Source organism: Nocardia sp. NPDC058480, from assembly GCF_042720495.1.
GTDB lineage: Bacteria > Actinomycetota > Actinomycetes > Mycobacteriales > Mycobacteriaceae > Nocardia.
Genome location: NZ_JBHXMN010000001.1, coordinates 286,435 through 308,789 on the forward strand (window position 1 = coordinate 286,435; position 22,355 = coordinate 308,789).

Genomic DNA, 22,355 nt, shown 5'->3' on the forward strand with positions numbered 1-22,355 from the left:
CATGGCGTTCTTGCGGGCAGTGGCCGGAATCGTGGCTGCTGCGCTGGTACTCGGCGTGGCGGAGTTGGTCGCGGTGTTCACCGGGGCAGGCAGTGCGCCCGCGTACGCGCTCGGGGCCACGGTTGTCGACCACACTCCCGATGGGATCAGGGAGTGGGCGATCTCGACCTTCGGGACGAACGACAAGGCCGTGTTGTTCGTGTGCATGGGCATAGTCGCGGTCGTCGTCGCGGGGCTCGCCGGGGTCGCGGAACGGACGGCCCGCCCGATCGGGTCGGTCGGATTCGCGATCTTCGGAGTGGCTGCCGCGGCCATCGGCGCCGGCAGAATCGGCGGTTTCTCCGGTGCGCTGCCCGCGCTGATCGGTACTGCCGCTGGGATTCTCGCATTGCGAGGGCTGACCCGGCGGATCGACGACGCAGCCGATTCAGTGCGATCAGCGGCGAAACCTACTGCACCGCAACAGAATGACGGAATCTCATCGACCGTTGGCGAGGCATCGAGATACCCCGGTTCGGCACGCGGCGAGGCGGCAACGACCAGTGCGGCCACTGCGACGCCGGACGTGCGCGGCGATCGAATTCCATCGCGCACCGGCACATCGATCGCCGGGCGGCGGCGAGTGCTCGGTGGTCTCGCGGCGACCGGGGTGTTGGCGATCGGAGCCGGGCTCGCGGGGCGGCTGTTCGGTGGTGCCCGCCGCGATGTGACAGCCGAGCGCGCGACCGTCGAATTGCCCAGAGCAGCCGCACCACTGCCGGAGCTTCCGCCCGACGCCGATCTGCGGTTGCCCGGGCTCACCTCGTATATCACCCCCAACAGCGACTTCTACCGCATCGATACCGCGCTGATCGTTCCCCAGGTATCCACAGACACCTGGTCTCTGCGCATCCACGGCATGGTCGAACGCGAGATCCAGCTCAGCTGGGACGATCTGCTGCGCCGCACGCCGGTGGAACACCTGGTGACGTTGGCCTGCGTCTCCAACCCGATCAACGGCGACCTGATCGGCAACGCCCGCTGGCTCGGCTACCGCCTCGACGAACTGCTCGCCGAAGCAGGCCCGCTTCCCGATGCCGACATGGTGCTGTCCCACAGCAAGGACGGCTGGACCGCGGGCAGCCCGCTGTCGGTGCTCACCGACGGCCGCGACGCGATCCTCGCCATCGGCATGAACGGCGAACCCCTGCCCGTCCAGCACGGCTACCCCGCCCGGCTGGTGGTCCCCGGCCTCTACGGCTACGTCTCCGCCACCAAATGGGTCACCGAACTCGAGGTGACCCGCTTCGACAAGGCCACCGCCTACTGGACCCGCCGCGGCTGGTCGGCGCAGGGCCCGATCAAGACCGGCACCCGCATCGACACCCCACGCGGCCGTGGCCGAATCCCGCAGGGCCGCACCGTGATCGCCGGCGTCGCCTGGGCCCAGCATCGCGGTGTCACCGGCGTCGAGGTCCAGATCGACAACGGCGACTGGCGCCCGGCCCGACTTTCGACCGAAGTCACCACCGATACCTGGCGCCAATGGGTCTACGACTGGGACGCCACGCCCGGCCAGCACACCCTGCGCGCCCGTACCACCGACACCACCGGCCAACCCCAAACCGCTGTCGAACAAGACGTCATCCCCGACGGCGCTACGGGCTACCCCACCCTCACCATCCAGGTGCAGTAGCTGTCGACGCACGGAGAAGTTGCCCGAACAGGCTCCCCGTTGCCGGCAAGATGCCGCCGTCGGGCGGCGAGATCGACTGGAAGCGGTTGAGCGAGCTGGTGCTGTGAGCCCGTCTGCCCGTCGCTCACACGAATGCGCAACGGGCAGACGTACTTCGCGATCAGACCGACGCATCTGCTTTCGCGGGTTCGGACCTGCCTGCGCCGGACCTACCATGGCCGACGAACAGCGCTGACGCGATGATGCCGATCACCAGGATCGAGGCGGGCAGGATCATCGACTGGGCCAGCGAGGTGCTGAATTCGTCGACGATCTGGGGCGGGAGCGGGCCGGTGGCCGCGCCCTCCCCGACCGGGCCGCCACCGCCGAGGCCGTTGGCGGTCAGGCGGGCGGCGATCAGGGCGCTGATCGCGGCACTACCGAGGACCGAGCCGACCTGACGGGTGGTGTTGTACACGCCGGCGCCCGCACCGGCCTGGGCGACCGGCAGGTTGTGGGTGGCGGTGGTGGCCAGCGGGGCCCAGATGCAGGCGTTGGCGAGGCCCGCGACGCCGGCGGCGATCAGGAACCAGATGATCGACGAATCCGGCGTCATGAGCACGCCGAAGATGAAGACCGAACCGGCGAACAGGGTGAAACCGATGGTCGGCAGCAGGCGCGGTGGCAGCCGGTCGGAGATCTTGCCGATGAACGGCGCGGCGAAACCGGTGATGATCGCCATCGGCGCGAAGACCAGCGCCGAGACGGTCGGCGACATCTCGCGCACCGACTGCAGATAGAAGTACGTGGGCACCATCATCGAGGTCACCGCGGCGCCCATCGCGGCGATCGCCAGATTCGACAGCGCGAAATTGCGGTCACGGAACAGGCTCAGCGGCACCAGCGGTTCGCCTCTGTTGCGCGCCTGGTTGATCACGAACACGACCAGCATCACCACGCCGAAGCCGATCAACAGCCAGATCCGCAACGACCAGTCCTGCGAATTGCCTTCCTGGATACCGAAAACCAGTGCGAGCATGCCGATTCCGCTGAGGATCACACCGACGATGTCGAACTTGTGGTCGCTGGTCGGCAGCGCGGGCACCAGCCACACGGCCAGCCCGAACGCGATGATGCCGACCGGCACGTTGACGAAGAAGATCCATTCCCAGCCGAGGTTGTCGACCAGCACACCACCGAGGATGGGGCCGATCAGCGTCGCCAGCCCGGCGACACCGCCCCACAGGCCCATCGCGGCACCGCGCTTGTCCGGCGGGAAGGTGCGGGTGATCACGGCCATCGTCTGCGGCGTCATCAGCGCCGCGCCGATGCCCTGGGCGGCGCGGGCGGCGATCAGCATGCCGATGCTGCCGGACAGCCCGCACCACAGCGAGGCGGCGGTGAAGATCGCCAGGCCGATCAGGTAGATGTTCTTCGGCCCGAATTTGTCACCCAGACGGCCGGTGACCAGCAGCGGTACCGCGTAGGTGAGCAGGTAGGCGCTGGTAACCCAGATGACGTTGGAGATATCGGTGCTGAGCTCGGTCATGATGGCCGGATTGGCGACCGCGACGATCGTCATATCCAGCAGGATCATGAAGAACCCGACCACGAGCGCGAAGAGCGCTAGCCACGGATTACGTTGGGTGGTCATCGAATTCGTTCCAATCGAGGTGAGGGGTTCAGCTTCGGGCAGCCCAGCGGGGCCGGGGCGCGGCGTCGGGGTGATCCCCCTGCGGCCATTCGTGGGCGTGATCGTCGGTGATCCGTTCGCCGGTGTCGGGGTCGAACTGCTCCCATGGCACGGCACCGCTGCCGAGTTCGGCTGCGAACTCTTCGATCCAGGTGAGTTCGGCGTGGAGATTGGCGCGAATGTATTCCAGGACAACGTAATAGCGGCGCGGGATGGCACGGCTGCGCGTCCAGTCGAGCAGCGCGTCCATGTCGGTCCGCGACTGGTTCAGGTACTCCACGCGCTCCTCGAGCAACGCGACGACCTGCTCCTGCGGGAGGGTGTGCGCCTCGGCCAGCGCCACCCGGAAGATCGGATACTCCTGCACCGGCGTCCGCAGCAGCTCGGCGATCCGCCCGCGCAGCGCGGTTCGCCCGGAATCGGTGATCCGATAGGTGGTCCGCTCCGGCCGATTCCCGGCCCGACCGACCCCCTCCGCCGCCACCATCTCGTCATCGGCGAGCCGGGCAACGACGTGATACAGCGACCCCGGCCGCACCTTGACCAGCAGATCCTCCCGCCGAGCGATCAACAGCTGATACATCTCGTACGGATGCATCGGCCGCTCATCGAGCAACGCGAGCACCGCGATAGCCAACGGTGTCATCGCGTTCCGCCCTGACTGCCCCACCCCGCCACCTCCACTCCAGCTCTATGTTCCAGACCAAATATTCCAGTAGAAATATACGGAGCGGGACATAGCATGGCAAGGCTGAAACCAACCGATTGCCATGTCTCGAGCAACCTGGCCGAGCCGGCGGTGGGCTGCGCCGGGGCAGAAGGGCGAATTGCCGGCGTAGTAGCGCTGCGGCGTCCAGATCTGGGGCGTCGATCTGACAGGTGCGGCCACGGTTGGGAACCTCGACGTCGCACACCACTACGCCGGGCTGTGCCGGACTCCGTTCAGCCGCGGGCGGTGGCGCCCCGAAGGGGATGGACCCGGTCGGATATAGATCGAACAGGTGCGCCGTTCATCACGATGAAATACCGTGAAAGTGGTTGCGAGGCCGGGAAAAGCGAGCTGGTTGGCTCGCCCATTCGTACGGGCATGACACGCCCAACTCGGGTGGCCACGAACACTCACAGCCGAGGTGAAACCATCATGTCGTCCGGTCAGTTCCTCGTCGGTTCAGCCATCATCGTTGTCATATTGGCAGTCATACTGCTCGGCACCGCTAGAACCGAGCTTCGGAAACGAAGCAACGCCGTTGACGAACAGGTCGCGCTCGGAATGATGGAATCGGAAGTTGTTGCGCTGCTGGGGTATACGAACAAGCAGGTGAGCACCGAAGAGATCCTCGCGAGTTTCACAGTCGTCGTCACGGACGGGAAGTTGCCCAGTCAGCGCTTCTGGAGCTATTCCAACAAACCGCGCGGCTACAACACCGATCTCGTCTTTCAGGGCGATCAACTCGTGCGTGTACGACAGACGTCGAGGCGAACGGGCGAAGTCGTTCGAGACGAGGAAATCTCGGATCCGGTCGGCGCACAAGCGGACAAGGTCGTCATGGCCGCGCGGCAGCTACCTCCCGGCGAAGCCGAGGATATTCAGCGCGACTTCGCGAAGGTCGCGGACGCTTGGGGTGCGAGGGCAGTGCTTGTAGTGGCCGCGGGCGACCTGCGCGGTTGGATCGCAAAGCTCCTGGCGGACAACGCTGCTGAGAGCTTTACAGATTTGCGCATCGACGTGGAGGTCTCCGAACGTCCTCCGCGGGTTCGGCTCATCGCGATCAGCGAGTCGCTGCTTATCGCGGGCCGACCTTCTGCGCGGGCCTATCGAATCGTGCATCAATTGGACGGTGATTTCGCCGTATACGGCCATCCAGGCATGTATCGGTAAAGCCCGATCGTGACGGAAGATCGTTGCGGACTTCACCGACGCCATGTCGATCCGTAGTCGTCCAGCGACGACCCGTCCAGGGCAGTGCCGGGTCGTGCTCGGTGGTGGTGTTCCTACGGGACCAGGACCATTTCCGGGTGCAGCAAGGTGGCCGGTAGCTGGGCGAGGTCGTCGTATCGACCGAGCGTCGTATCGAAGAAGCTGCGCAGGTAGTCGAGTTGCACATCGAGTGACTTGCGCGGATCGATGGTGCCGACGACCTGCGACGCGGCAGCGGAGGGGATGAGGCCCGCGGCGACCAATGGTGCGGCGATCAACTGGGTGTCGCAGAACGACTGATGTTGTGCGCCGTTGAGGCGGAAATTCAGTTTCGGGCCGTGACTGGTTGCCCAGAACTGTTTCCAGCTCGGGACGTCGTCACGGTCGTGGCCCTCACCGTTGATGAGCATGAAAGGGCGGTCCAGCCCGTCGGTGACAACCGAGCCCCAGAGACGGCCATCGAGGTTGGCTGCCGCCGCGATCCGGCGGTCGTCGTGCATTGCCTGGGCCGCGGTGGCGCCGCCGAGGGAATGTCCGAACATCCCGACCTTCGATACATCGAGTACGCGGGCGAGGTTCGCGGGCAGCGGGTGCTGGTCGGCATCCGGGTTGTTCCCCGCGGTGATGTCGGCGAGCCTGTCGAGCACGAACCGCGTGTCGGCTACCCGCGTCTCTATCGCGATAGCGCCCTGAGCCTCGACTTCGCCGGGATCGGTGGTCGGCGGCAGGAGGCTGCGTTCGATCCGCCCGCCGGGGAATTCCGTCGCCAATGATTCGTAGGTGTGACTCAGGGTGACCACAACAAAACCGTGGCTGGCAAGGTCTTCGACGTGCGCTGTACTCAGCTCACGCGGCATGCCCATACCCGGCGAGAACACAACGATCGGGCGCGGCCCACGAGAGATCTCCGCGGGCGCGCCGAGGTGGCCGTGGCTGGGCGCGATCGTCAATCGCTCCGTCGACGCTGCCCCGATCTGAGCGAGACTGTCGGCATAGATCCGAGTGAGACTGGGAGAAAGCCAAGGCCGCGCAGGCGCTCCCGCCACATCGGCGGCGGGATACCAGATGCTCACCATCAATTCGCGCGGCGCGCTCGGCTTGTACGGATCGCGCCGCGAGGAATCGACCAAATGCATGTCTGTTACACCGATTGCCTCGGCACCAGATGGTTCCGGCAGGGTAATGAGCACCGAGTCCTGTTGCGGCAATTCTGGTTCAGCGTGAGCGACAACGCCGACCGTGGGCACCATCAGCAGAACAAGAACCGAAATGCATCGAAATACCTTCGTCCACACGACCATTCACTCCCCAAGCGTCGACATCGCCAGCCTTCGGCCGGTTCAGCCTAGCCCGAGCCCGGTAGGTGGCCCTGTGGCTGACGTTCGCCGCGGACGAGCACCATCTCCTCGCCTACAGGCTGTGGGCGTCCAGCCAGGATCTGGCTGCGTCGGCGGGGCGGGTGCCGGTTTCGATCTGGTTGATCGACTCGATCAGGCCCTCGGTGGTCAGTTCGCCTGCCACGTAGTTGAGCTTTTTCAGCTGTTGGCGGTCGAAGATGCCGGTGCGGTAGAGGGCGAGGATGTTCTGGGCGCGGAAGGTGTAGTCGGGGCCGGGGAGGGCGTCGCGGGGGCGTAGGTCGGTGCCGTCCGCGGCGTCGGTTACCGAAAGGCCCTGTGGGAGTGCGGCGTTGACTGCGGCGACGACCTCGTCAGGTTTGCGGGCCGGGGAGGCCGGGTTCCAGCGGTCGAGGAGGGCGCCGTTGCGGGCGGGTAGGACCGCGATGCGGCCTGCGTCGAGATCGGCGAGTGGGGTGGTCAATCCGGTGACGACGGTGGATTCGGTGCCCGTGCGGGCCAGTGCCTGGGAATAGATCTCGGCGAGCAGAACCGATTCCGTCGACGAATCCGCGCCCACCGCAACCACCGGCTTCGCGTCGTCGGAGGCGCAGGAAATAGTGGTGAAAGCGCAGGCTGCGGCCAGGATCGCGACGGCGGTTCGGCGCACGGCGACCGAGTACATCCGGCGACACCAACTTTCCGTATTTGCCGTCAACCCGCGCAATTCGGCCCGACGGCGGGCAGTATGAACTACCAGAATGTACCTGTGGCCCCCGGGTCGCACGCACAGCGCACTGCCCGCCTTTGCCGGAAGGACACCAGTGAAAACCGCCTTCGCCTCCTCATCACCAGGACAACGTCGACCGGCACGCCGCCTCGCAGTGCGGGCGGGCCGGGTACTGGTCGCCGCGGTGGCGCTGGCCGCCGCCATGATCGTCGCCGCCTGTGGCACCAGCGATCCGCTTGCCGCGAAGGGGGATTGCGCGAGCGACGCGTTGATCGTCGGGTCGGCCAACTTTCCCGAGTCCGAGACCGTCGCCAACATCTACACCGAGGTGCTGCGGATCAACGGCTTCAAGGTCGACACCAAGTTCGATATCGGCTCGCGCGAGGCCTACATTCCCGCACTGCGCCAGTGCGCGATCTCGCTGATCCCGGAATACACCGGCAACCTGCTGCAATACCTCGACAAAGACGCCACGGCCACCGCCGCGCCCGAGGTGAACGCCGCGCTCACCAAGGCGCTCGGCGACGACCTCGCCATCGCCACACCCGCCCCCGGCGAGGATTCCGACGCGGTGGTCGTCACCCGCGCCACCGCCGACAAATGGGGCTTGAAGTCCATCGCCGACCTCGCACCGCACTCGGCCGAGGTGAAGTTCGGCGGGATGGCCGAATTCGCACAGCGCCCGGGCGGATTGCCAGGTTTGAAGAAGACCTACGGACTCGATATCAGCGACGCCAATTTCGTGCCGATCGCCGACGGCGGTGGCCCCGCGACGGTGCGCGCGCTGGTCGACGGCCAGGTGACCGCGGCCGACATCTTCACCACCTCGCAGGCCATCGCCGAGAACGACCTGGTCGTGCTCGCCGATCCCCAGCACAATTTCGCGGCGCAGAACGTGGTGCCGCTGTTCAATGCGGCGAAGAAGACCGACAAGGCCGTTGCCGTGCTCGACGCGGTATCGGCCAAACTGACCACCACCGAACTGATCTCGCTGAACACGGCCGTCTCGGGCGACAGCAAGATCGAACCGAAGGCCGCCGCGCTCGCCTGGATCACGGCGAAGGGTTTGAACTCCCCCATCGGCTAGGCGCACCTGGGCCTCGAGGAGAAACACATTGTCCGACATCGTATTCCGCGGTATCGACAAGACCTATCCGAACGGCACACACGCGGTGCGCGACCTGAACCTGCACATCGACTCGGGATCGTTGTCCGTCTTCGTCGGGCCGTCCGGCTGCGGCAAGACCACCTCGATGCGGATGATCAATCGGATGGTCGACCCCACCGCGGGCACCATCACCATCGACGGACGCGACATCGCGACGGTCGATCCGGTGAAACTGCGCCTCGGCATCGGCTACGTGATCCAGAGCGGCGGGCTGCTGCCCAACCGCAAGGTGGTCGACAATGTGGCGACCGTGCCGATCCTGCTCGGGCAATCACGCAAGGCCGCCCGCGCGGCGGCGCTGGAGGTCATGGACCGGGTGGGGCTGGATCGCGGTCTGGCGCAGCGGTATCCGTCGCAACTCTCGGGTGGACAGCAGCAGCGGGTCGGGGTGGCGCGGGCGCTGGCCGCGGATCCGCCGGTGCTGCTGATGGACGAACCGTTCAGCGCGGTCGACCCGGTGGTGCGCGCCGAGCTGCAATCGGAGATGCGGCGCCTGCAAGCGGAGCTGAACAAGACGATCGTGTTCGTCACCCACGATATCGACGAGGCGATCACCCTCGGCGACAAGATCGCGGTGTTCGGACGCGGTGGGGTGTTGCAGCAATACGACACGCCGGAGCGCGTACTGGCCCAGCCCGCGACAGATTTCGTCGCCAGGTTCGTCGGGAGGGACCGCGGCTATCGAGGGCTTTCGTTCCGTAGCGCCGAAGCTGTCGCGCTGGCACCGATTCGGATGATCGAGCCCGACGACATCGCCGGATTGCGGCTCACCCAAGGCGAATGGGCGCTGGTCGTCGATGCCTTCGGCAAGCCGGGCGGCTGGATCGATGTCACCGGCGTGGAGCGAGTGCGCGCGGGAAAACCCTTGGACTCCAGCGTATCCGCCGGTGGTTCGCTGTTCACCCCGGACGGCGACCTCCGTCAGGCGCTGGACGCGGCCATCTCCTCGCCCGCTGGCATCGGCGTCGCCGTGGACGAGGCGGGTGCCGTGCGCGGCGGGCTGCTCGCCACCGACGTGCTGACCCAGCTCGCGCGACAGCGGGCAACCGCGGACGCCGAACGCAATCAGGAGTTCTTCGCCAAGGGCACGTCGTGAGATATCTGATCGACAACTTCGCCGACATCATGGCGATCACCCGCACCCACCTGGTGCTCGCACTGGTTCCCCTGCTGATCGGCCTGGTGATCGCGGTCCCGGTGGGCGCGCTGGTGCGCGGAAACCGCTGGGCTCGCCGGATCACCACCACGATGTCGAGCCTGGCCTACACCATCCCATCGCTCGCGTTGTTCGTGATCATTCCGCCGCTGATCGGCATCTCGATGATCGACCCGCTCAATGTGATCATCGCGCTCACCGTGTATTCGACCGCGCTGCTGCTGATCGCGGTGCCGATGGCGCTGGATACGGTGCCCGCCAGCGTGGTCGATGCCGCCGACGCGATCGGATTCGGACGGTTGCGACGCACCGTCACCGTCGATATGCCGTTGGCGCTACCGGTTTTCACCGCCTCGTTGCGCGTGGTGGTGGTCACCAATATCGCGATGGTGTCGGTGGGCGCGCTGATCGGCGTCGGCGGGCTCGGGAAGCTGTTCACACAGGGCTATCAGCGTGATTACCCCGACCAGATCATCGCAGGCATCATCGTCACCCTGGTGCTGGCACTGATCTTCGATCGACTGGTGTTCCTGCTCGGTACCCTCGCGACCCCGTGGACCCGTGCCGACGCGCGGGTGAAAGGGGCGCGGTCGTGAACCTGTTCATCGAGGCCTGGAACTACCTCAGCGACGGCGCCAACTGGGGCGGCCCCACCGGCATCGAACATCGCCTGCTGCAACATCTTTGGTACAGCTTCCTGGCGGTGGCGTTGTCGGCGGTGATCGCGGTGCCGCTCGGGCTGGTCATCGGGCACACGCGTCGCGGCAGCGCGGTGATGGTCGGCTTCGCCAATGCCATGCGAGCGCTGCCGACGCTGGGCCTGCTCACCTTTCTGGTGCTCGGACTCGGGCTCGGGCTGATCCCGCCGCTGCTGGCCCTGATCACCGTCGGTATTCCACCGCTGCTGGCGGGTGCCTATGCGGGGATCGCGAATGTGGGAGCCGATGTGGTCGACGCGTCACGGGCGATGGGGATGACGGAGCGCCAGATCCTGTTCCGGGTCGAGGTGCCCAATGCGATGCCGGTGCTGCTCGGCGGCTTGCGCAGCGCGACTTTGCAAGTTGTCGCCACCGCGACGATCGCGGCTTACGTCAACCTCGGCGGGCTGGGCCGATACATCTTCGACGGGCTCGGCCTCTACCGGTACGACCTGGTGCTGGTCGGTGCGCTGCTGGTGGCGGCGCTGGCGCTGGCGCTCGACGGGCTGCTCGCGGTGGCGGTCTGGGCCAGCGTGCCAGGATCCGGCCGAGTCACGCGCCCTGCCTCCCCCGGCGTAATCGTGCAATCGAGCGCCGCACACTCAGAATTCTGACTGGAACGAGCCGTTTTGCACGATCAGGCCGGTCCTACAGCGTCAGTCGTCGCCGAGTAGTGCGCGCAGGTGCGGGTCGTCGGCCAGCACTTCCTGCATCCTGGCGCGACCGCGGGAACGCTGAGCTTGCGCGTGGACCCATTCCTGCGCAGCCAGCACCATCGCCACATTCACCGACACACCATCGGCCTCGGCCCCGGCGGCCAGCTGTTCGTAGACCTCGTCGGGGAGCTGCACGGTGATCGTGGTCATCGTTCGATGATCCCAGACACGTGACAGCGCCCCCGCTCCGGTGGGAACGGGGGCGCTGTCAGCAGCAAACTAGGCGACACCCTCGGCGCGCGCGGCTTCCGCGACGGCCTCGGCCACAGCCGGAGCCACGCGCGGATCGAGCGGGCTCGGGATGATCTTGTCGACGGCGAGCTCGTCGGCGACGACACCGAAGATGGCGTTCGCGGCGGCGACCTTCATGCCCTCGGTGATCCGGCGGGCACCGGCATCGAGCGCACCCTTGAACACGCCGGGGAAGGCGAGCACATTGTTGATCTGGTTCGGGAAGTCGCTGCGGCCCGTCGCCACGATCGCCACGTACTTGGCGGCCACGTCGGGGTGGATCTCCGGATCCGGGTTGGACATGGCGAACACGATCGCCTCCGGCGCCATCGAGGCGATGAGCTCTTCTCCGATGGTGCCGGCGGACAGGCCGAGGAACACATCGGCACCGGCCAGCGCGTCGGCCGGGCCACCGGTCAGGCCACGCGGGTTGGAGCGGGCGGCCAGGTCGGCCTTCACACCGTTGAGACCGTCGCGACCGGCGCTGACGATGCCCTTGGAGTCGAGCACGACGACGTCGGGGACGCCGGCGGCGATCAGGATGTCGGCACAGGCCACACCGGCCGCACCGGCACCGGAGACGACGACCTTGAGCGCCGACATGTCACGGCCCTGCACCGCGGCCGCGCCCTTGAGGGCGGCCAGCACCACGATGGCGGTGCCGTGCTGGTCGTCGTGCATGACCGGGCAGTCGAGCGCCTCGATGACGCGGCGCTCGATCTCGAAGCAGCGCGGGGCGGAGATGTCTTCCAGGTTCACCGCGCCGAAGCTCGGACGCAGGTGGATCAGCGTCTGGACGATCTCGTCGGGGTCGGTGGTGTCGAGCACCAGCGGGATCGAGTTCAGGCCCGCGAACTTCTTGAACAGCGCGGCCTTGCCCTCCATCACGGGCAGCGAGGCGCGCGGGCCGATGTCGCCGAGGCCGAGCACGGCGGTGCCGTCGCTGACCACGACCACGAGGCGGTCGGTCCAGGTGTAGCGCTTGGTGAGCGCGGCGTCCTCGGCGATCGCACGGCTGACCTGGGCGACACCGGGGGTGTAGGCGATGGACAGATCGCGCTGGGTCTCGAGGGGGGCGCTCAGCTCGACCGACAGCTTGCCGCCGAGGTGGCCCGCGAAGATCTCGTCGTTGGTGATGGCAGCTAGGCTCGCTGCGTCATCGGCCTTGGGCGCCGCGGTGGCATTCGGTGCGTCAGTCACAGGTGACACGATTTCACTCCTGCTCGAGTCGGGCTCAACCGGGGGACGGTTACCGCCGGGTATATCGGAACTACGAATTTTCAGACGCCGGATTTCTACGACGTCGGATCGCTACAGCACTCATCGGGTGCGCGACCGCACGCGTTTCGCGGTGGCTACCGGTACGCGTGGCGCGGCACTGATCCGCCGAGCGGAACCGGACGGGTGTGTCCGGGCGAGCAGAACGGGTCGACCGACGCTGCGACGGTGCGTCGCACGGCGGAAGGTCGCCGATGTCCCCGATCCCGGCGGTGGCAAGGGAAGGGAATCCGCAACATTCTGCCAGCATGGTGCGTCGATTGACAAACTGCGTCATGTGTCGAGCGTAGCCGTGTCGAATTGCCGTGGCGTAAGCGAAAACTCGCAGCACAGCGGTAACATCCGGTGAACTCTCACACCGTGGCGGGGGTAGCCGCGGTGAGCTCGCCACCGAGTGGCTCCGGCCATTCCTCGCGACGCACCCACACGTCGTCGAGCCCACCACAGCGCAGCCGGACCAGCCAGTCCGAGCGCGCGGCGGGGTGGTCGATGCGACGGTGGATACCGCGACTCTCGGCGCGCACGAGCGCGCTGTAGCCCGCCCACCGGGCGACGGCGAGCAAGGCCGCCGCCTGACGTGCCCGCAACTGCCCGACGCCGAGGCCGCCGAGTTCGAACTGCGCGCCGGGCCACATGGCGTCCAGTTCGGCGATGCTGTCGCCGAGGCTGCCCGCGCTACGCCGGTAGCTGCGGCGCAACGGCAGCGTGTGTTCCTGCACCAGGCCGACCACCGAACGCGGATCGATGTGGGCATGGGGACCGAGGCCGGCGCCGGGCACGGGGCGCGCGCTGCTCGCCCGTTCGTTGGCGACCGCGAACGCGGCGGCACCGTGCCCAGCCCAGGTGCCAGAGGCCAGCGCCCACGCACCGTTGAGGCCGCCGCCGGCGCCCGCCGCTCCGGTGACCACCTGCCTGCCCGTCACATCGCCCGCACCGAACAGACCGCGGATCGTCGTCGAGCAAGCGGTGTCGGCGAGAGCGAGTCCACCCGCGCCGCGGATGGTTCCCTCCAGCACCGCCCGCACGGGAACCCGTCCCGTGGCATCGACGGCGCCGTGTCTGCTCAGCCAGTGCCGGACGGTGTCGGGCACCTCGTTCAGTGCGGCGAAGACCCGCCGACCGTCCGCGATGGCGGCAAGTGCCGCCGGATACCGGTCGGGCAGTTCGGCGCCCGCTTCGTCGTAGAGGGCCGCGAAATGCACCGACAGACCGGGCGCGACCGCCGGATGCGGATGCACTCGCGACAGCACCGGTGCCAGTCCGTACGCGCTGGAGAATTCCATCCCGCACAGTTCGGCACCGGCCTCGGCCGCCATCAGCAGGCCCTCGCCGGTGCTCACCTCGGTTCCCGCACCCCCGGACAGGAAGGCACAGCCACCGGTGGCGACCACGACCGCGCCTGCCCGGATGGCCCACGGCCGAAACTTGTTGTGGCGCTGGACCCCCGCGGCCCCGACCACCGTGCCCGCCGGATCGACGAGCAGTTGCAGCGCCGGATGATGATCGAGGATGCGCACGCCCGCCTCCAGCGCGCCGCGACGAAGTCTGCGCAGGTAGCTCGCGCCGTCGAAATGCACGTGGGCCGGGTCGCCGTTCGGGTCGGGCACGCGGTGGCGGGTGCCCGACCAGGTCTGCAATCGCCGGTGGGTCTCGTCGACGACGCGGTGCAGCCAGGCCCGATCACCGAGACCGCCGCCACCGACGAACACCTTCTCGACCGCCTCGGCGCGGCCGGGACCGGGCGGAATATCCCAGAGCACGGTGGTGCCGTACACGGTGGGACCACTGGAACCGCAGCGGCTCTTGTCGACCAGAACCACCCGCGCGCCCGTCGCCGCGGCCGAGACGGCGGCCCAGAGCCCGGCGGGTCCACCGCCGAGGATCAGGACATCCGTTTCGATGCTGGTCACAAACAGAAATATTCGGGCACAGTTCACCCGTCCGCAACCATTACGGGTCCGTCAACCCCACCATTGTGTCCAAAGCAATACACCGGCCGTGACCAAGACCGCCGCGGATCCGAGCAGTGCCGATATCCCGCGCCGCCGATCGGCGAACACCTGGGCAACGATCACCACCGCCGCGGCCACGAAATGCCACGTCAGTGATTCACCGCCTGGCCCGGGAAAGTCGCGGCGCGAGCCGATCACGGCCGCGCCGACGACCACGCACAACAGCACGAGCACCCCGCCCGCCACCACACCACTGACCGTGCGCACCAGCGTCACGGGGCGATCACCGGCGTCCCGCTCGCTTTGTCGATGAGCGCTTCGTACTGCTCGGGATCGGTGGCGCACGCGCCGATCTCGATGGTCTTGTTGCTGCCGTGATAGTCCGACGAGCCGGTGCGGACAAGGCCCAATTCCCGCGAGAGCCCGGTCAGCACACGGCGATCGGCGGAGCTGTGATCCGGGTGGTCGATCTCGAGCCCGCCGAGGCCGAGCCCGGCCAGCTCCCTGATCTCGTCGAGCGCCAGCAGCCTGCCCCGGGTGCGCGCGCGGGCATGGGCGATCACGCTGACCCCGCCCGCGGCCGCGATCAACTGCACCGCCCTGGTCAGCGGGGTGTCGGCCTTCTCGGCGTAGTACGGCCCGTGCGGGGCGAGTAGATCGATGAACGCGGCGTTCACGCTCTCGACCACTCCGGCCGCGACCAGTGCCTGCGCCAGATGCGGCCTGCCCACGGCGGGACCGGCGCTCGCCATCACCGCGTCGGGATCGATCGGCAGTCCGTCGGCGGCCATCTTGTCGGCCATCGCCCGCACCCTGGCCACCCGTTCGGCGCGCAACCGCTCGCGTTCGGTGGCGAAACCGCGGTCGGTGGGGTCGAACAGATACGCCAGCAGGTGCACCGGCACCGGGTGGCCGTCCTCCCCCATGCCCGTGCACGACATCTCCATGCCACGCACCAATGTGAGGCCGGGTGGGCGGGCGGCCTCGGCCTCGGCCCAGCCGCCGGTGGTGTCGTGGTCGGTGATCGCGACGACGTCGAGACCGGCCGCCGCGGCATGACGCACCAGTTCGGCGGGGGTGTCGGTGCCGTCGGAGGCGGTGGAATGGGTGTGGAGGTCGATGCGCACACCCTCAGTCATACAGTGCGGTCTCGGCTGGCGCGCACTCGTCCGCCGAGACGGGCGGTGGCCGTAGGATCACGCTGGTGCCCTCCCTACCGCCGATGCCGTCGTTTCGTGGCCCTGGCCGGGCCACGCATCCGCGACCGCGGATACCGGTGCCGACCGCGCGCGCCATCGTCGACTGCGGTGTCTACGTCGATGGCACACGCACGCCGGGACATTTCACCCCGGAGCAGGCGTTGAGCGAAGCGCGCAAGACCGAGGCCGGCTTCGTGTGGGTCGGCCTGCACGATCCCGACGAGTCGCAGATGAACGAGATCGCCCGGATCTTCGACCTGCACCCGCTCGCGGTGGAAGACGTCGTGCATGGCCGCCAGCGCCCCAAGCTGGAGCGCTACGACGACACCCTGTTCCTGGTCATGCGCACCGTCAGCTACATCGAGCACGATATCCACGCCATCAGCGAGATCGTCGAGACCGGCGACATCATGGTCTTCACCGGCCCGCATTTCGCGATCACCGTGCGCCACGGCGAACACACCGGCCTCGCGGGGGTGCGCCGGGAACTGGAGGGCAATCCCGATCAGCTGCGGCTCGGTCCGTGCGCGGTGCTGCACGCGGTCGCCGACCACGTGGTCGACTCCTACGTCGAGGTGTCCGAATCGGTGGAGGAGGACATCGACGAGATGGAAGAGGCCGTGTTCACGCCGTCGTCGAAGATCGGCATCGGGTCGATCTTTCAGCTCAAACGGGAAGTCGTCGAACTGCGGCGGGCGGTCGGGCCGCTCGGATTGCCGTTGCAGCAATTGGTCCACAACCAGGACCTGCCGCTACCCAAGGAGATTCGCCGCTACCTGCGCGACGTCGCCGATCATCACACCAGCGTCTCCGAGCACATCACCTACTTCGACGAATCGCTCAGCGCGCTGGTGAACGCGGCCCTGGCCAAGATCAGCGTCCAGCAGAACACCGACATGCGCAAGATCTCGGCCTACGCGGCGATGGCGGCCGTGCCGACGATGATCGCGGGCGTCTACGGCATGAACTTCGACCACATGTGGGAGCTGCACCAGGTGTGGGCGTACCCCGCCGTGCTGATGCTCATGGCGGGGCTGTGCGCGCTGTTGTTCCGCAGTTTCCGCCGCAACAAGTGGCTCTAGAGGTTCACCGCACCGCGCTCGGGATCACGCACGTCGATACCGGCCTCGGCCCAGGCCTCGCGCAGCGCTTGGGCACCACGCACCCGCACCCAGGCGGCCTCGGTCGCGGTCACCGGGGTGACGCTGAGGTAGCGCACCGGGTCGGCGGGATCGGGCAGCGGGATCGCGGGAATGTCGCTGTCGCCGAGCACCACCGCGGTGAACTTCGCGTTGCGCCACAGCGGTTCGCCGAGATCGAGGAGCGCGTCCGCTTGCAGCACAACACCTTCCACCGACGGCGAGGCGACCAGGACGCCGAGGGATTTGGCCACCCCGACCTGCGGGTCGGCGCTCATCAACAGCGTCAGGATCAGTTCGGCGCGCGGTCCGCGCACCGGGTCGGCCAGCAGATCGGTCGGATCACCCATCGGATGACGTGAACCGCCCAGCGTGGCGTAGTGGACCGCGCCGTCGCCCGGGATACGCAGGATCTCGACGGGTTCCAGCCCGAGGAAGGTCACCGAGGCCGAATCGACCTGTGCGCGTTCGACATCGAAGTGATCCAGCACCGCGGCGCGGACCGTGTTCTCTACATCCATTGCGCTACAGGGCCAATCGGGCCAGCATGTCGCGGGCTTGTTCGGCGGACTTCGGATCGCACAGCACGTCGTAACGCCCCGCGACCAACTGCATGGTCGAGGCGAAATCGCGCTGACCCTTGGTGGCCGCGTACGGGATCGACGTGGTGATGACACCGAAGACGATGCCGCCGAGCAGACCGACGACGAGCGGTCCGAGCGCACCGCCGGTGGTGGTGAACAGGCTCAGCAGCAGACCGAGGAACAGGCCGAGCCACGCACCCGACACCACACCGCCGCCGATGACCTTGCCCCAGGTCAGCCGGTAGAGCACCCGCTCGACCTGCATCAGATCGACACCGACGATGGTCACGTCCTGCACCGGGAACTGCCCGTCGGCCAGGTAGTCGACCGCACGCTGCGCCTCGGCGTAGGTGGGATAGGAGCCGACCGGCCAGCCCGACGGCGGCGTCGGCAACGCCTGCCGCCCGCGATTCGAGTTGCCCAAGGGATTCGTCATAGTCCTATTCTGCTATTCGTCGACCGACTGTGCCGCAGTGAAACGCCTCATCCCGGCGGCACGGCCCTTGTCTGCTACCACCTGAGCCATTTTGGCGCTTGCTTCGTCGATCATCTCATCTCCCAACATGACAGCTCCACGCGCGCCACCTGCCTCGGAGGTGTGGAAGGCGTAGGTCTCCAGGATCAATTCGGCGCGGTCGTAGTCGGCTTGGCGTGGGCTGAAGATCTCGTTGGCCGCGTCCACCTGACCCGGATGCAGCACCCACTTGCCGTCGAAACCCAGTGCGGCCGTACGGCCCGCGGCCCGCCGGAAACCATCGACATCGCGAATCTGCAGGTAGGGTCCGTCGATCGCCTGCAGGCCGTGTGCTCGGGCGGTGAGCAGGATCGTCATCAGGATGTGGTGGTAGGCGTCGCCGACGTCGTAGCCCTCCGGCTGCTCGCCGACCACCAGCGTGCGCATATTGATGCTGGCCATGAAGTCGGCGGGCCCGAACACCAGCGCCTGCACGCGCGGGCTCGCGGTGGCGATCGCATCGATATTGCGCAGGCCGAGCGCGTTCTCGATCTGCGGTTCGATACCGATCTGCCCGACCTCGAGGCCGCTCGCCTTCTCCAGCTGGGTCAGCAGCAGATCGAGGGCCTGCACCTGACCCGCATCGGTGACCTTGGGCAGCAGGATCGCGTCGAGCCATCTGCCCGCGCCCTCGACCACGCTGATCACATCGGCGAAGGTCCATTCGGTCGACCAGTCGTTGACCCGCACCACCCGTAACTGCGCACCCCAGCCGGGTTCGTTCAGCGCGGCGACGATGTTCGCCCGCGCGGCGGCCTTGGCGCCGGGGGCGACCGCGTCCTCCAGGTCGAGGAACACCTCGTCCACCGGCAGAGTCTTCGCCTTGGCGATCATCTTCGGGTTGCTTCCCGGTACGGCGAGTACCGAACGACGTGGCTTCATGAGGAGCGCCTCCTGGCTGATCCGGCCGTCCCCGACCGATAACCTGATGGTCATGGCAACCACCAGGGTGTATGTCGCCCGGCTCGCCGGCCTGACGGTGCTGGGTCCGGACGGGGAGTCTATCGGCCGGGTCCGCGACGTGGTCGTCGCCGTCCGGCACGGGCGCCAGCCGCCACGCGTGCACGGGCTCGTCGTGGAATTGCTCACCCGGCGACGAATTTTCGTGCCGATGCTGCGGGTCACCGCGATCGAACCGGGCATGGTCACGCTCAATACCGGGACCGTGAGCCTGCGCCGATTCGCCCAGCGCGCGGGCGAACTCCTCGCCCTGGCACAGATCGTGGACTCGCAGGTGCGCGTGAACGACCCGGATCTGCCGGATCTGGCCGACGTCGAGGTGCTCGTCGCCGATCTGGGGATGGAGCAGACCAGAACACGGGATTGGATCGTCAGCCGGGTCGCGGTGCGCGGGCATCGGCGGATCGGGCGCAGGCGCGCGGTGCACGTCGTGGAGTGGTCGCTGGTCGACGGGCTCACCCCGGCCGAGGTGGCCCGGCCCGGCCAGGATGTGACGACCCTGCTCACCCAGTTCGAGGGGCTGCGCGCGGCCGATGTCGCGCATCGGTTGCGTGAGCTGCCGGAGAAACGTCGTATCGAGGTGGCGATCGCCCTCGACGACGAACGCCTGGCCGATGTGGTCCAGGAACTGCCCGACGACGACCAGGTGGACCTGCTCGGCCATCTCGAGGTGCGCCGCGCCGCCGACGTGCTAGAGGCGATGGACCCCGACGACGCCGCCGACCTGCTCGGCGAGCTGCCGGAGAGCGAAGCCGAATCACTGCTGGCGCTGATGGATCCCGAGGAATCCGAGCCGGTGCGCCGATTACTCGCGCACTCCCCCGACACCGCGGGCGGCCTGATGACGCCCAAACCGATCGTGCTCGGACCCGCGACGACCGTCGCCGAAGCGCTGGCCCGCGTCCGCGACCCCGACCTCACGCCCGCGCTGGCCTCGATGGCCTTCGTCGTACGACCGCCGACGGCCACGCCGACCGGTCGCTACCTGGGCTGCGTGCACATTCAGCAGCTGCTGCGGGAACCGCCGGCGCATCTGGTGGGCGGGATCGTCGACACTGATCTGGCGCCGCTGTCACCCGATCTGCCGCTCTCCGCGGTGACCCGCTATTTCGCCACCTACAACCTGGTGTGCGGACCGGTGGTCGACGCGGAGAATCACCTGCTCGGCGCGGTGACCGTCGACGACGTCCTCGACCATCTGCTGCCCGAGGATTGGCGGGAAGAGGAACCACCGGCACTGGGCCGGGTCGATCCGAGCCTGGTGCACGGGAGTTCGGCGTGAGTGAGAAGAATCCGGCCAGGCAGCGGCTGGAGACCCCGGTCGGGTCGCGGTTCAATTTCGACTGGGACTCCGACGCGTTCGCCCGCTCCAGCGAGCGGGTCGCGCGGTTCCTCGGCACCGGACGCTATCTGGCGATCCAGACGCTGATCGTCATCGTGTGGATCGTGATCAATGTGTTCGTGGTGTGGTTGCGCTGGGACCCATACCCGTTCATCCTGCTCAACCTGGCCTTTTCCACCCAGGCGGCCTACGCGGCACCGCTGATCCTGCTGGCGCAGAACCGCCAGGACAACAGGGACAAGGTCTCACTCGAAGAGGACCGGACCAGGGCCGCGCAGACCAAGGCCGATACCGAGTTCCTCGCCCGCGAACTCGCTTCGCTGCGCCTCGCGGTCGGCGAGGTCGCCACCCGCGACTACCTGCGCCGGGAACTGGAGGAGATCAAAGACGTGCTCGACCGCATCGACGAGGTCACCACCCCCGACGGCGCGCCGAAGACGGACAAAAAGCGGAAAGCGGTCCGCAAGAAAACCTCCGGTCAAACGCCCTCTTCCGCCCCGATTTCGCCTGGTGCTCCAGATGCATGACCGGAAATGCTCAACAACTTCCTGACCGGTAGGTAACCTGGATCACGTTGTTCCGGGCGGGCCGGAGGGGGACTCTGCGGCACCGCTGCTTTTCGACGAAAAGGGTGTGGCCGTGCGAATCTCAGCTCCGATAACGATGTCGGCCCTTGTAGTCGCAGGTCTCGTCGCCTCGGGGTCGGGGGTGCACACGAGCGACTCGAGCACCGCACCGACCGCACCGGAGGCCCTGCTGGCCGCCACCGCGAGCACCGCCGAGGACACGCCCGAAGTCGATCCGTCCGAGATCGTCGGCCTGTTACCGGTAGCGCAGGAGGCCCCGCGCAGGTTGCGTGCCCTCTCGCCGAACGCCAACAGTGCCGCACCCTTCGCGGGGACCGTTCCGCTACAGAGCATTTCGCTACCCATCGGCAGCGGCGCACTCGGAATCCCGGAGATCGTGCTCGCCGCCTACCGCAATGCCGAGCTGGCCCTGGAATCGGCGCAGCCGGGCTGTGGGCTCACCTGGAACCTGCTCGCCGGCATCGGCCGGATCGAATCCGGGCACGCCAGCAGTGGCCGCACCGACCCCGCGGGCACGACCACGACGCCGATCTTCGGGCCCGCCCTCGACGGCACGTTGCCCGGCAACGAGATCATCAAGGAAGCCGACGGCGGATTCGTGCGGGCGATGGGTCCCATGCAGTTCCTGCCGAGCACCTGGGTGCACTACGCCGCCGACGGCAACGGCGACGGTGCCTCGGACCCGCACAATGTCTTCGACGCCGCGCTGGCCGCGGGCAAGTACCTCTGCTCGGGTGGCATGAACCTGCGCGAGGCGGCCCAGGAACTGCGAGCGGTGCTGCGCTACAACAACTCCATGTCCTACGCGGCCAATGTGCTGAGCTGGTCGGCGGCCTATCGCACCGGCGGCGCACCGAGTCAGGTGGCCATCTCGCCGGAGATCATCCCGCCGGGCAGTGGTCCGCTGGTGGCGCCCAATGTGCTGGCCGCGTCGACCAACACACCCACTACTACCACCACGCCCGCGCCCACCACGCCGAAGGTCACCACGCCGACCCAGGTGATGATCACGCTGCCCGGTCTGCCGCCGATTCCGTGTGGCATCTTCTGCCCGGCGCCGGTCGCGCCGCCCGAAACCTGTGTGAGCGAGCCGGTGCCCGCGCAGATGCCCAACCCGCTCGCACCCGAACAGCAGCCCGTCGACAAGCCTGCCCAGCAGACCTACGGCGCCGCGGCACCGAAGGATCCGGCCGCGCCCGAGCAACCGGTGGTCGAACCCGCCGCGTGCACACCGGCCGCCGCGGAGCCCACCGAGCAGCCCGCTCCCGCCACGCCGGAGAAGACACCGGAACCCGGTGTCGCGCCCGCCGAGGAACCCGCACCCGCCGAACCAGCGCCGGTGGCGCCGACCCAGCAACCCGGCATCACGCTGCCGTTCGGCATCGTCATCCCGCTGCCGCCCGCCCCCGCACCTGCTCCGTAGAAATCAAACCGAAACTCAGATCACAGAGGGGTAACAAAAAGGTCTCGGGTGCGGTAATCTCTTCTCATCCAACACGGTT

Annotated in this window: 22 protein-coding genes; 10 read left to right on the plus strand and 12 right to left on the minus strand. The window is 67.6% G+C overall.

Features of this window, described 5'->3' with window-relative positions:
* Nucleotide 1 precedes the first annotated feature (1 nt).
* Nucleotides 2-1,675, plus strand: a complete 1,674-nt coding sequence (locus ACFWO8_RS01300) for a molybdopterin-dependent oxidoreductase (RefSeq protein ID WP_378940506.1) — start codon at nucleotides 2-4, stop codon at nucleotides 1,673-1,675.
* Between the two features lie 160 nt (nucleotides 1,676-1,835).
* Here ACFWO8_RS01300 and ACFWO8_RS01305 read toward each other — a convergent pair whose 3' ends face one another.
* Together ACFWO8_RS01305 and ACFWO8_RS01310 are read right to left on the minus strand one after the other, a co-directional pair.
* Nucleotides 1,836-3,308 carry a DHA2 family efflux MFS transporter permease subunit gene (locus ACFWO8_RS01305; RefSeq protein WP_378940507.1) on the minus strand — a complete coding sequence of 491 codons (1,473 nt, stop codon included), beginning with the start codon at nucleotides 3,306-3,308 and terminating at the stop codon, nucleotides 1,836-1,838.
* Nucleotides 3,309-3,336: 28 nt separating this feature from the next.
* Nucleotides 3,337-3,993, minus strand: a complete 657-nt coding sequence (locus ACFWO8_RS01310; RefSeq protein ID WP_378940508.1) for a PadR family transcriptional regulator — start codon at nucleotides 3,991-3,993, stop codon at nucleotides 3,337-3,339.
* Between the two features lie 372 nt (nucleotides 3,994-4,365).
* Here ACFWO8_RS01310 and ACFWO8_RS01315 point away from each other — a divergent pair, with 372 nt between their 5' ends.
* On the plus strand, nucleotides 4,366-5,226 hold the full coding sequence (locus ACFWO8_RS01315; RefSeq protein WP_378940509.1) for a hypothetical protein: 861 nt from the start codon (nucleotides 4,366-4,368) through the stop codon (nucleotides 5,224-5,226).
* Between the two features lie 113 nt (nucleotides 5,227-5,339).
* Here ACFWO8_RS01315 and ACFWO8_RS01320 read toward each other — a convergent pair whose 3' ends face one another.
* Together ACFWO8_RS01320 and ACFWO8_RS01325 are read right to left on the minus strand one after the other, a co-directional pair.
* A complete protein-coding gene (locus tag ACFWO8_RS01320) occupies nucleotides 5,340-6,401 on the minus strand; it encodes an alpha/beta hydrolase family protein (RefSeq protein WP_378940510.1) in 1,062 nt (353 codons plus the stop codon).
* 274 nt (nucleotides 6,402-6,675) lie between these two features.
* Nucleotides 6,676-7,284: a hypothetical protein gene (locus tag ACFWO8_RS01325; RefSeq protein WP_378940511.1), complete on the minus strand. Its 609-nt coding sequence runs from the start codon at nucleotides 7,282-7,284 to the stop codon at nucleotides 6,676-6,678.
* Between the two features lie 199 nt (nucleotides 7,285-7,483).
* Between ACFWO8_RS01325 and ACFWO8_RS01330 the strand changes: the two genes are divergently transcribed.
* From ACFWO8_RS01330 to ACFWO8_RS01345, 4 genes are read left to right on the plus strand one after another with little or no spacing between them, the layout of a single operon-like run.
* Nucleotides 7,484-8,416, plus strand: coding sequence for an ABC transporter substrate-binding protein (locus ACFWO8_RS01330; RefSeq protein ID WP_378943022.1), 933 nt, complete (start codon nucleotides 7,484-7,486; stop codon nucleotides 8,414-8,416).
* A gap of 28 nt (nucleotides 8,417-8,444) precedes the next feature.
* The gene (locus tag ACFWO8_RS01335) at nucleotides 8,445-9,593 is read left to right on the plus strand and encodes an ABC transporter ATP-binding protein (RefSeq protein ID WP_378940512.1); all 1,149 of its coding nucleotides are present in this window, start codon (nucleotides 8,445-8,447) and stop codon (nucleotides 9,591-9,593) included.
* On the plus strand, nucleotides 9,590-10,249 hold the full coding sequence (locus tag ACFWO8_RS01340; RefSeq protein ID WP_378940513.1) for an ABC transporter permease: 660 nt from the start codon (nucleotides 9,590-9,592) through the stop codon (nucleotides 10,247-10,249). Before ACFWO8_RS01335 ends, ACFWO8_RS01340 begins: the two co-directional genes overlap by 4 nt.
* Nucleotides 10,246-10,965, plus strand: a complete 720-nt coding sequence (locus ACFWO8_RS01345; RefSeq protein ID WP_378940514.1) for an ABC transporter permease — start codon at nucleotides 10,246-10,248, stop codon at nucleotides 10,963-10,965. Before ACFWO8_RS01340 ends, ACFWO8_RS01345 begins: the two co-directional genes overlap by 4 nt.
* A gap of 42 nt (nucleotides 10,966-11,007) precedes the next feature.
* On the opposite strand, the gene ACFWO8_RS01350 is transcribed toward ACFWO8_RS01345, so the two are convergent.
* From ACFWO8_RS01350 to ACFWO8_RS01370, 5 genes are all read right to left on the minus strand, one after another.
* The gene (locus ACFWO8_RS01350) at nucleotides 11,008-11,217 is read right to left on the minus strand and encodes a hypothetical protein (protein WP_378940515.1); all 210 of its coding nucleotides are present in this window, start codon (nucleotides 11,215-11,217) and stop codon (nucleotides 11,008-11,010) included.
* A 69-nt stretch (nucleotides 11,218-11,286) separates the two neighbouring features.
* A complete protein-coding gene (locus tag ACFWO8_RS01355; protein ID WP_378940516.1) occupies nucleotides 11,287-12,507 on the minus strand; it encodes an NADP-dependent malic enzyme in 1,221 nt (406 codons plus the stop codon).
* Between the two features lie 422 nt (nucleotides 12,508-12,929).
* Nucleotides 12,930-14,486: an FAD-binding protein gene (locus ACFWO8_RS01360; RefSeq protein ID WP_378940517.1), complete on the minus strand. Its 1,557-nt coding sequence runs from the start codon at nucleotides 14,484-14,486 to the stop codon at nucleotides 12,930-12,932.
* Nucleotides 14,487-14,537: 51 nt separating this feature from the next.
* Nucleotides 14,538-14,804: a hypothetical protein gene (locus ACFWO8_RS01365; RefSeq protein WP_378940518.1), complete on the minus strand. Its 267-nt coding sequence runs from the start codon at nucleotides 14,802-14,804 to the stop codon at nucleotides 14,538-14,540.
* On the minus strand, nucleotides 14,801-15,655 hold the full coding sequence (locus ACFWO8_RS01370; RefSeq protein ID WP_378943026.1) for a PHP domain-containing protein: 855 nt from the start codon (nucleotides 15,653-15,655) through the stop codon (nucleotides 14,801-14,803). The genes ACFWO8_RS01365 and ACFWO8_RS01370 overlap by 4 nt, the downstream gene beginning before the upstream one ends.
* A 77-nt stretch (nucleotides 15,656-15,732) precedes the next feature.
* Between ACFWO8_RS01370 and ACFWO8_RS01375 the strand changes: the two genes are divergently transcribed.
* The gene (locus tag ACFWO8_RS01375; protein ID WP_378940519.1) at nucleotides 15,733-16,809 is read left to right on the plus strand and encodes a magnesium and cobalt transport protein CorA; all 1,077 of its coding nucleotides are present in this window, start codon (nucleotides 15,733-15,735) and stop codon (nucleotides 16,807-16,809) included.
* Here ACFWO8_RS01375 and ACFWO8_RS01380 read toward each other — a convergent pair.
* From ACFWO8_RS01380 to ACFWO8_RS01390, 3 genes are read right to left on the minus strand one after another with little or no spacing between them, the layout of a single operon-like run.
* Nucleotides 16,806-17,387 (minus strand): suppressor of fused domain protein, encoded by a 582-nt coding sequence (locus ACFWO8_RS01380; protein ID WP_378940520.1) that lies wholly within the window; start codon nucleotides 17,385-17,387, stop codon nucleotides 16,806-16,808. The two genes, ACFWO8_RS01375 and ACFWO8_RS01380, sit on opposite strands and share 4 nt — an antisense overlap.
* Before the next feature lie 4 nt (nucleotides 17,388-17,391).
* The gene (locus ACFWO8_RS01385; RefSeq protein ID WP_056813349.1) at nucleotides 17,392-17,886 is read right to left on the minus strand and encodes a general stress protein; all 495 of its coding nucleotides are present in this window, start codon (nucleotides 17,884-17,886) and stop codon (nucleotides 17,392-17,394) included.
* A 12-nt stretch (nucleotides 17,887-17,898) separates the two neighbouring features.
* Entirely contained in the window at nucleotides 17,899-18,846 is a 948-nt protein-coding gene (locus ACFWO8_RS01390; protein ID WP_378943030.1) for an HpcH/HpaI aldolase/citrate lyase family protein, read from the minus strand.
* Nucleotides 18,847-18,898: 52 nt separating this feature from the next.
* Here ACFWO8_RS01390 and ACFWO8_RS01395 point away from each other — a divergent pair, with 52 nt between their 5' ends.
* The 3 genes from ACFWO8_RS01395 (at nucleotide 18,899) to ACFWO8_RS01405 (ending at nucleotide 22,276) form a co-directional block, all read left to right on the plus strand.
* Entirely contained in the window at nucleotides 18,899-20,206 is a 1,308-nt protein-coding gene (locus ACFWO8_RS01395; RefSeq protein WP_378940521.1) for a magnesium transporter MgtE N-terminal domain-containing protein, read from the plus strand.
* Nucleotides 20,203-20,793, plus strand: coding sequence for a DUF1003 domain-containing protein (locus tag ACFWO8_RS01400; protein WP_378940522.1), 591 nt, complete (start codon nucleotides 20,203-20,205; stop codon nucleotides 20,791-20,793). The genes ACFWO8_RS01395 and ACFWO8_RS01400 overlap by 4 nt, the downstream gene beginning before the upstream one ends.
* Nucleotides 20,794-20,905: 112 nt before the next feature.
* On the plus strand, nucleotides 20,906-22,276 hold the full coding sequence (locus tag ACFWO8_RS01405; RefSeq protein WP_378940523.1) for a lytic transglycosylase domain-containing protein: 1,371 nt from the start codon (nucleotides 20,906-20,908) through the stop codon (nucleotides 22,274-22,276).
* Nucleotides 22,277-22,355: the final 79 nt, after the last annotated feature.

Bases quoted from the DNA above. Each gene is read 5' to 3' on its own strand.
- ACFWO8_RS01325 (WP_378940511.1), bottom strand. From the start codon at position 7,284: ATGTACTCGGTCGCCGTGCGCCGAACCGCCGTCGCGATCCTGGCCGCA.
- ACFWO8_RS01320 (WP_378940510.1), bottom strand. From the start codon at position 6,401: ATGCATTTGGTCGATTCCTCGCGGCGCGATCCGTACAAGCCGAGCGCG.
- ACFWO8_RS01315 (WP_378940509.1), top strand. From the start codon at position 4,366: ATGAAATACCGTGAAAGTGGTTGCGAGGCCGGGAAAAGCGAGCTGGTT.
- ACFWO8_RS01395 (WP_378940521.1), top strand. From the start codon at position 18,899: ATGGCAACCACCAGGGTGTATGTCGCCCGGCTCGCCGGCCTGACGGTG.
- ACFWO8_RS01385 (WP_056813349.1), bottom strand. From the start codon at position 17,886: ATGACGAATCCCTTGGGCAACTCGAATCGCGGGCGGCAGGCGTTGCCG.
- ACFWO8_RS01310 (WP_378940508.1), bottom strand. From the start codon at position 3,993: ATGACACCGTTGGCTATCGCGGTGCTCGCGTTGCTCGATGAGCGGCCG.
- ACFWO8_RS01305 (WP_378940507.1), bottom strand. From the start codon at position 3,308: ATGACCACCCAACGTAATCCGTGGCTAGCGCTCTTCGCGCTCGTGGTC.
- ACFWO8_RS01350 (WP_378940515.1), bottom strand. From the start codon at position 11,217: ATGACCACGATCACCGTGCAGCTCCCCGACGAGGTCTACGAACAGCTG.
- ACFWO8_RS01300 (WP_378940506.1), top strand. From the start codon at position 2: ATGGCGTTCTTGCGGGCAGTGGCCGGAATCGTGGCTGCTGCGCTGGTA.
- ACFWO8_RS01390 (WP_378943030.1), bottom strand. From the start codon at position 18,846: ATGAAGCCACGTCGTTCGGTACTCGCCGTACCGGGAAGCAACCCGAAG.
- ACFWO8_RS01380 (WP_378940520.1), bottom strand. From the start codon at position 17,387: ATGGATGTAGAGAACACGGTCCGCGCCGCGGTGCTGGATCACTTCGAT.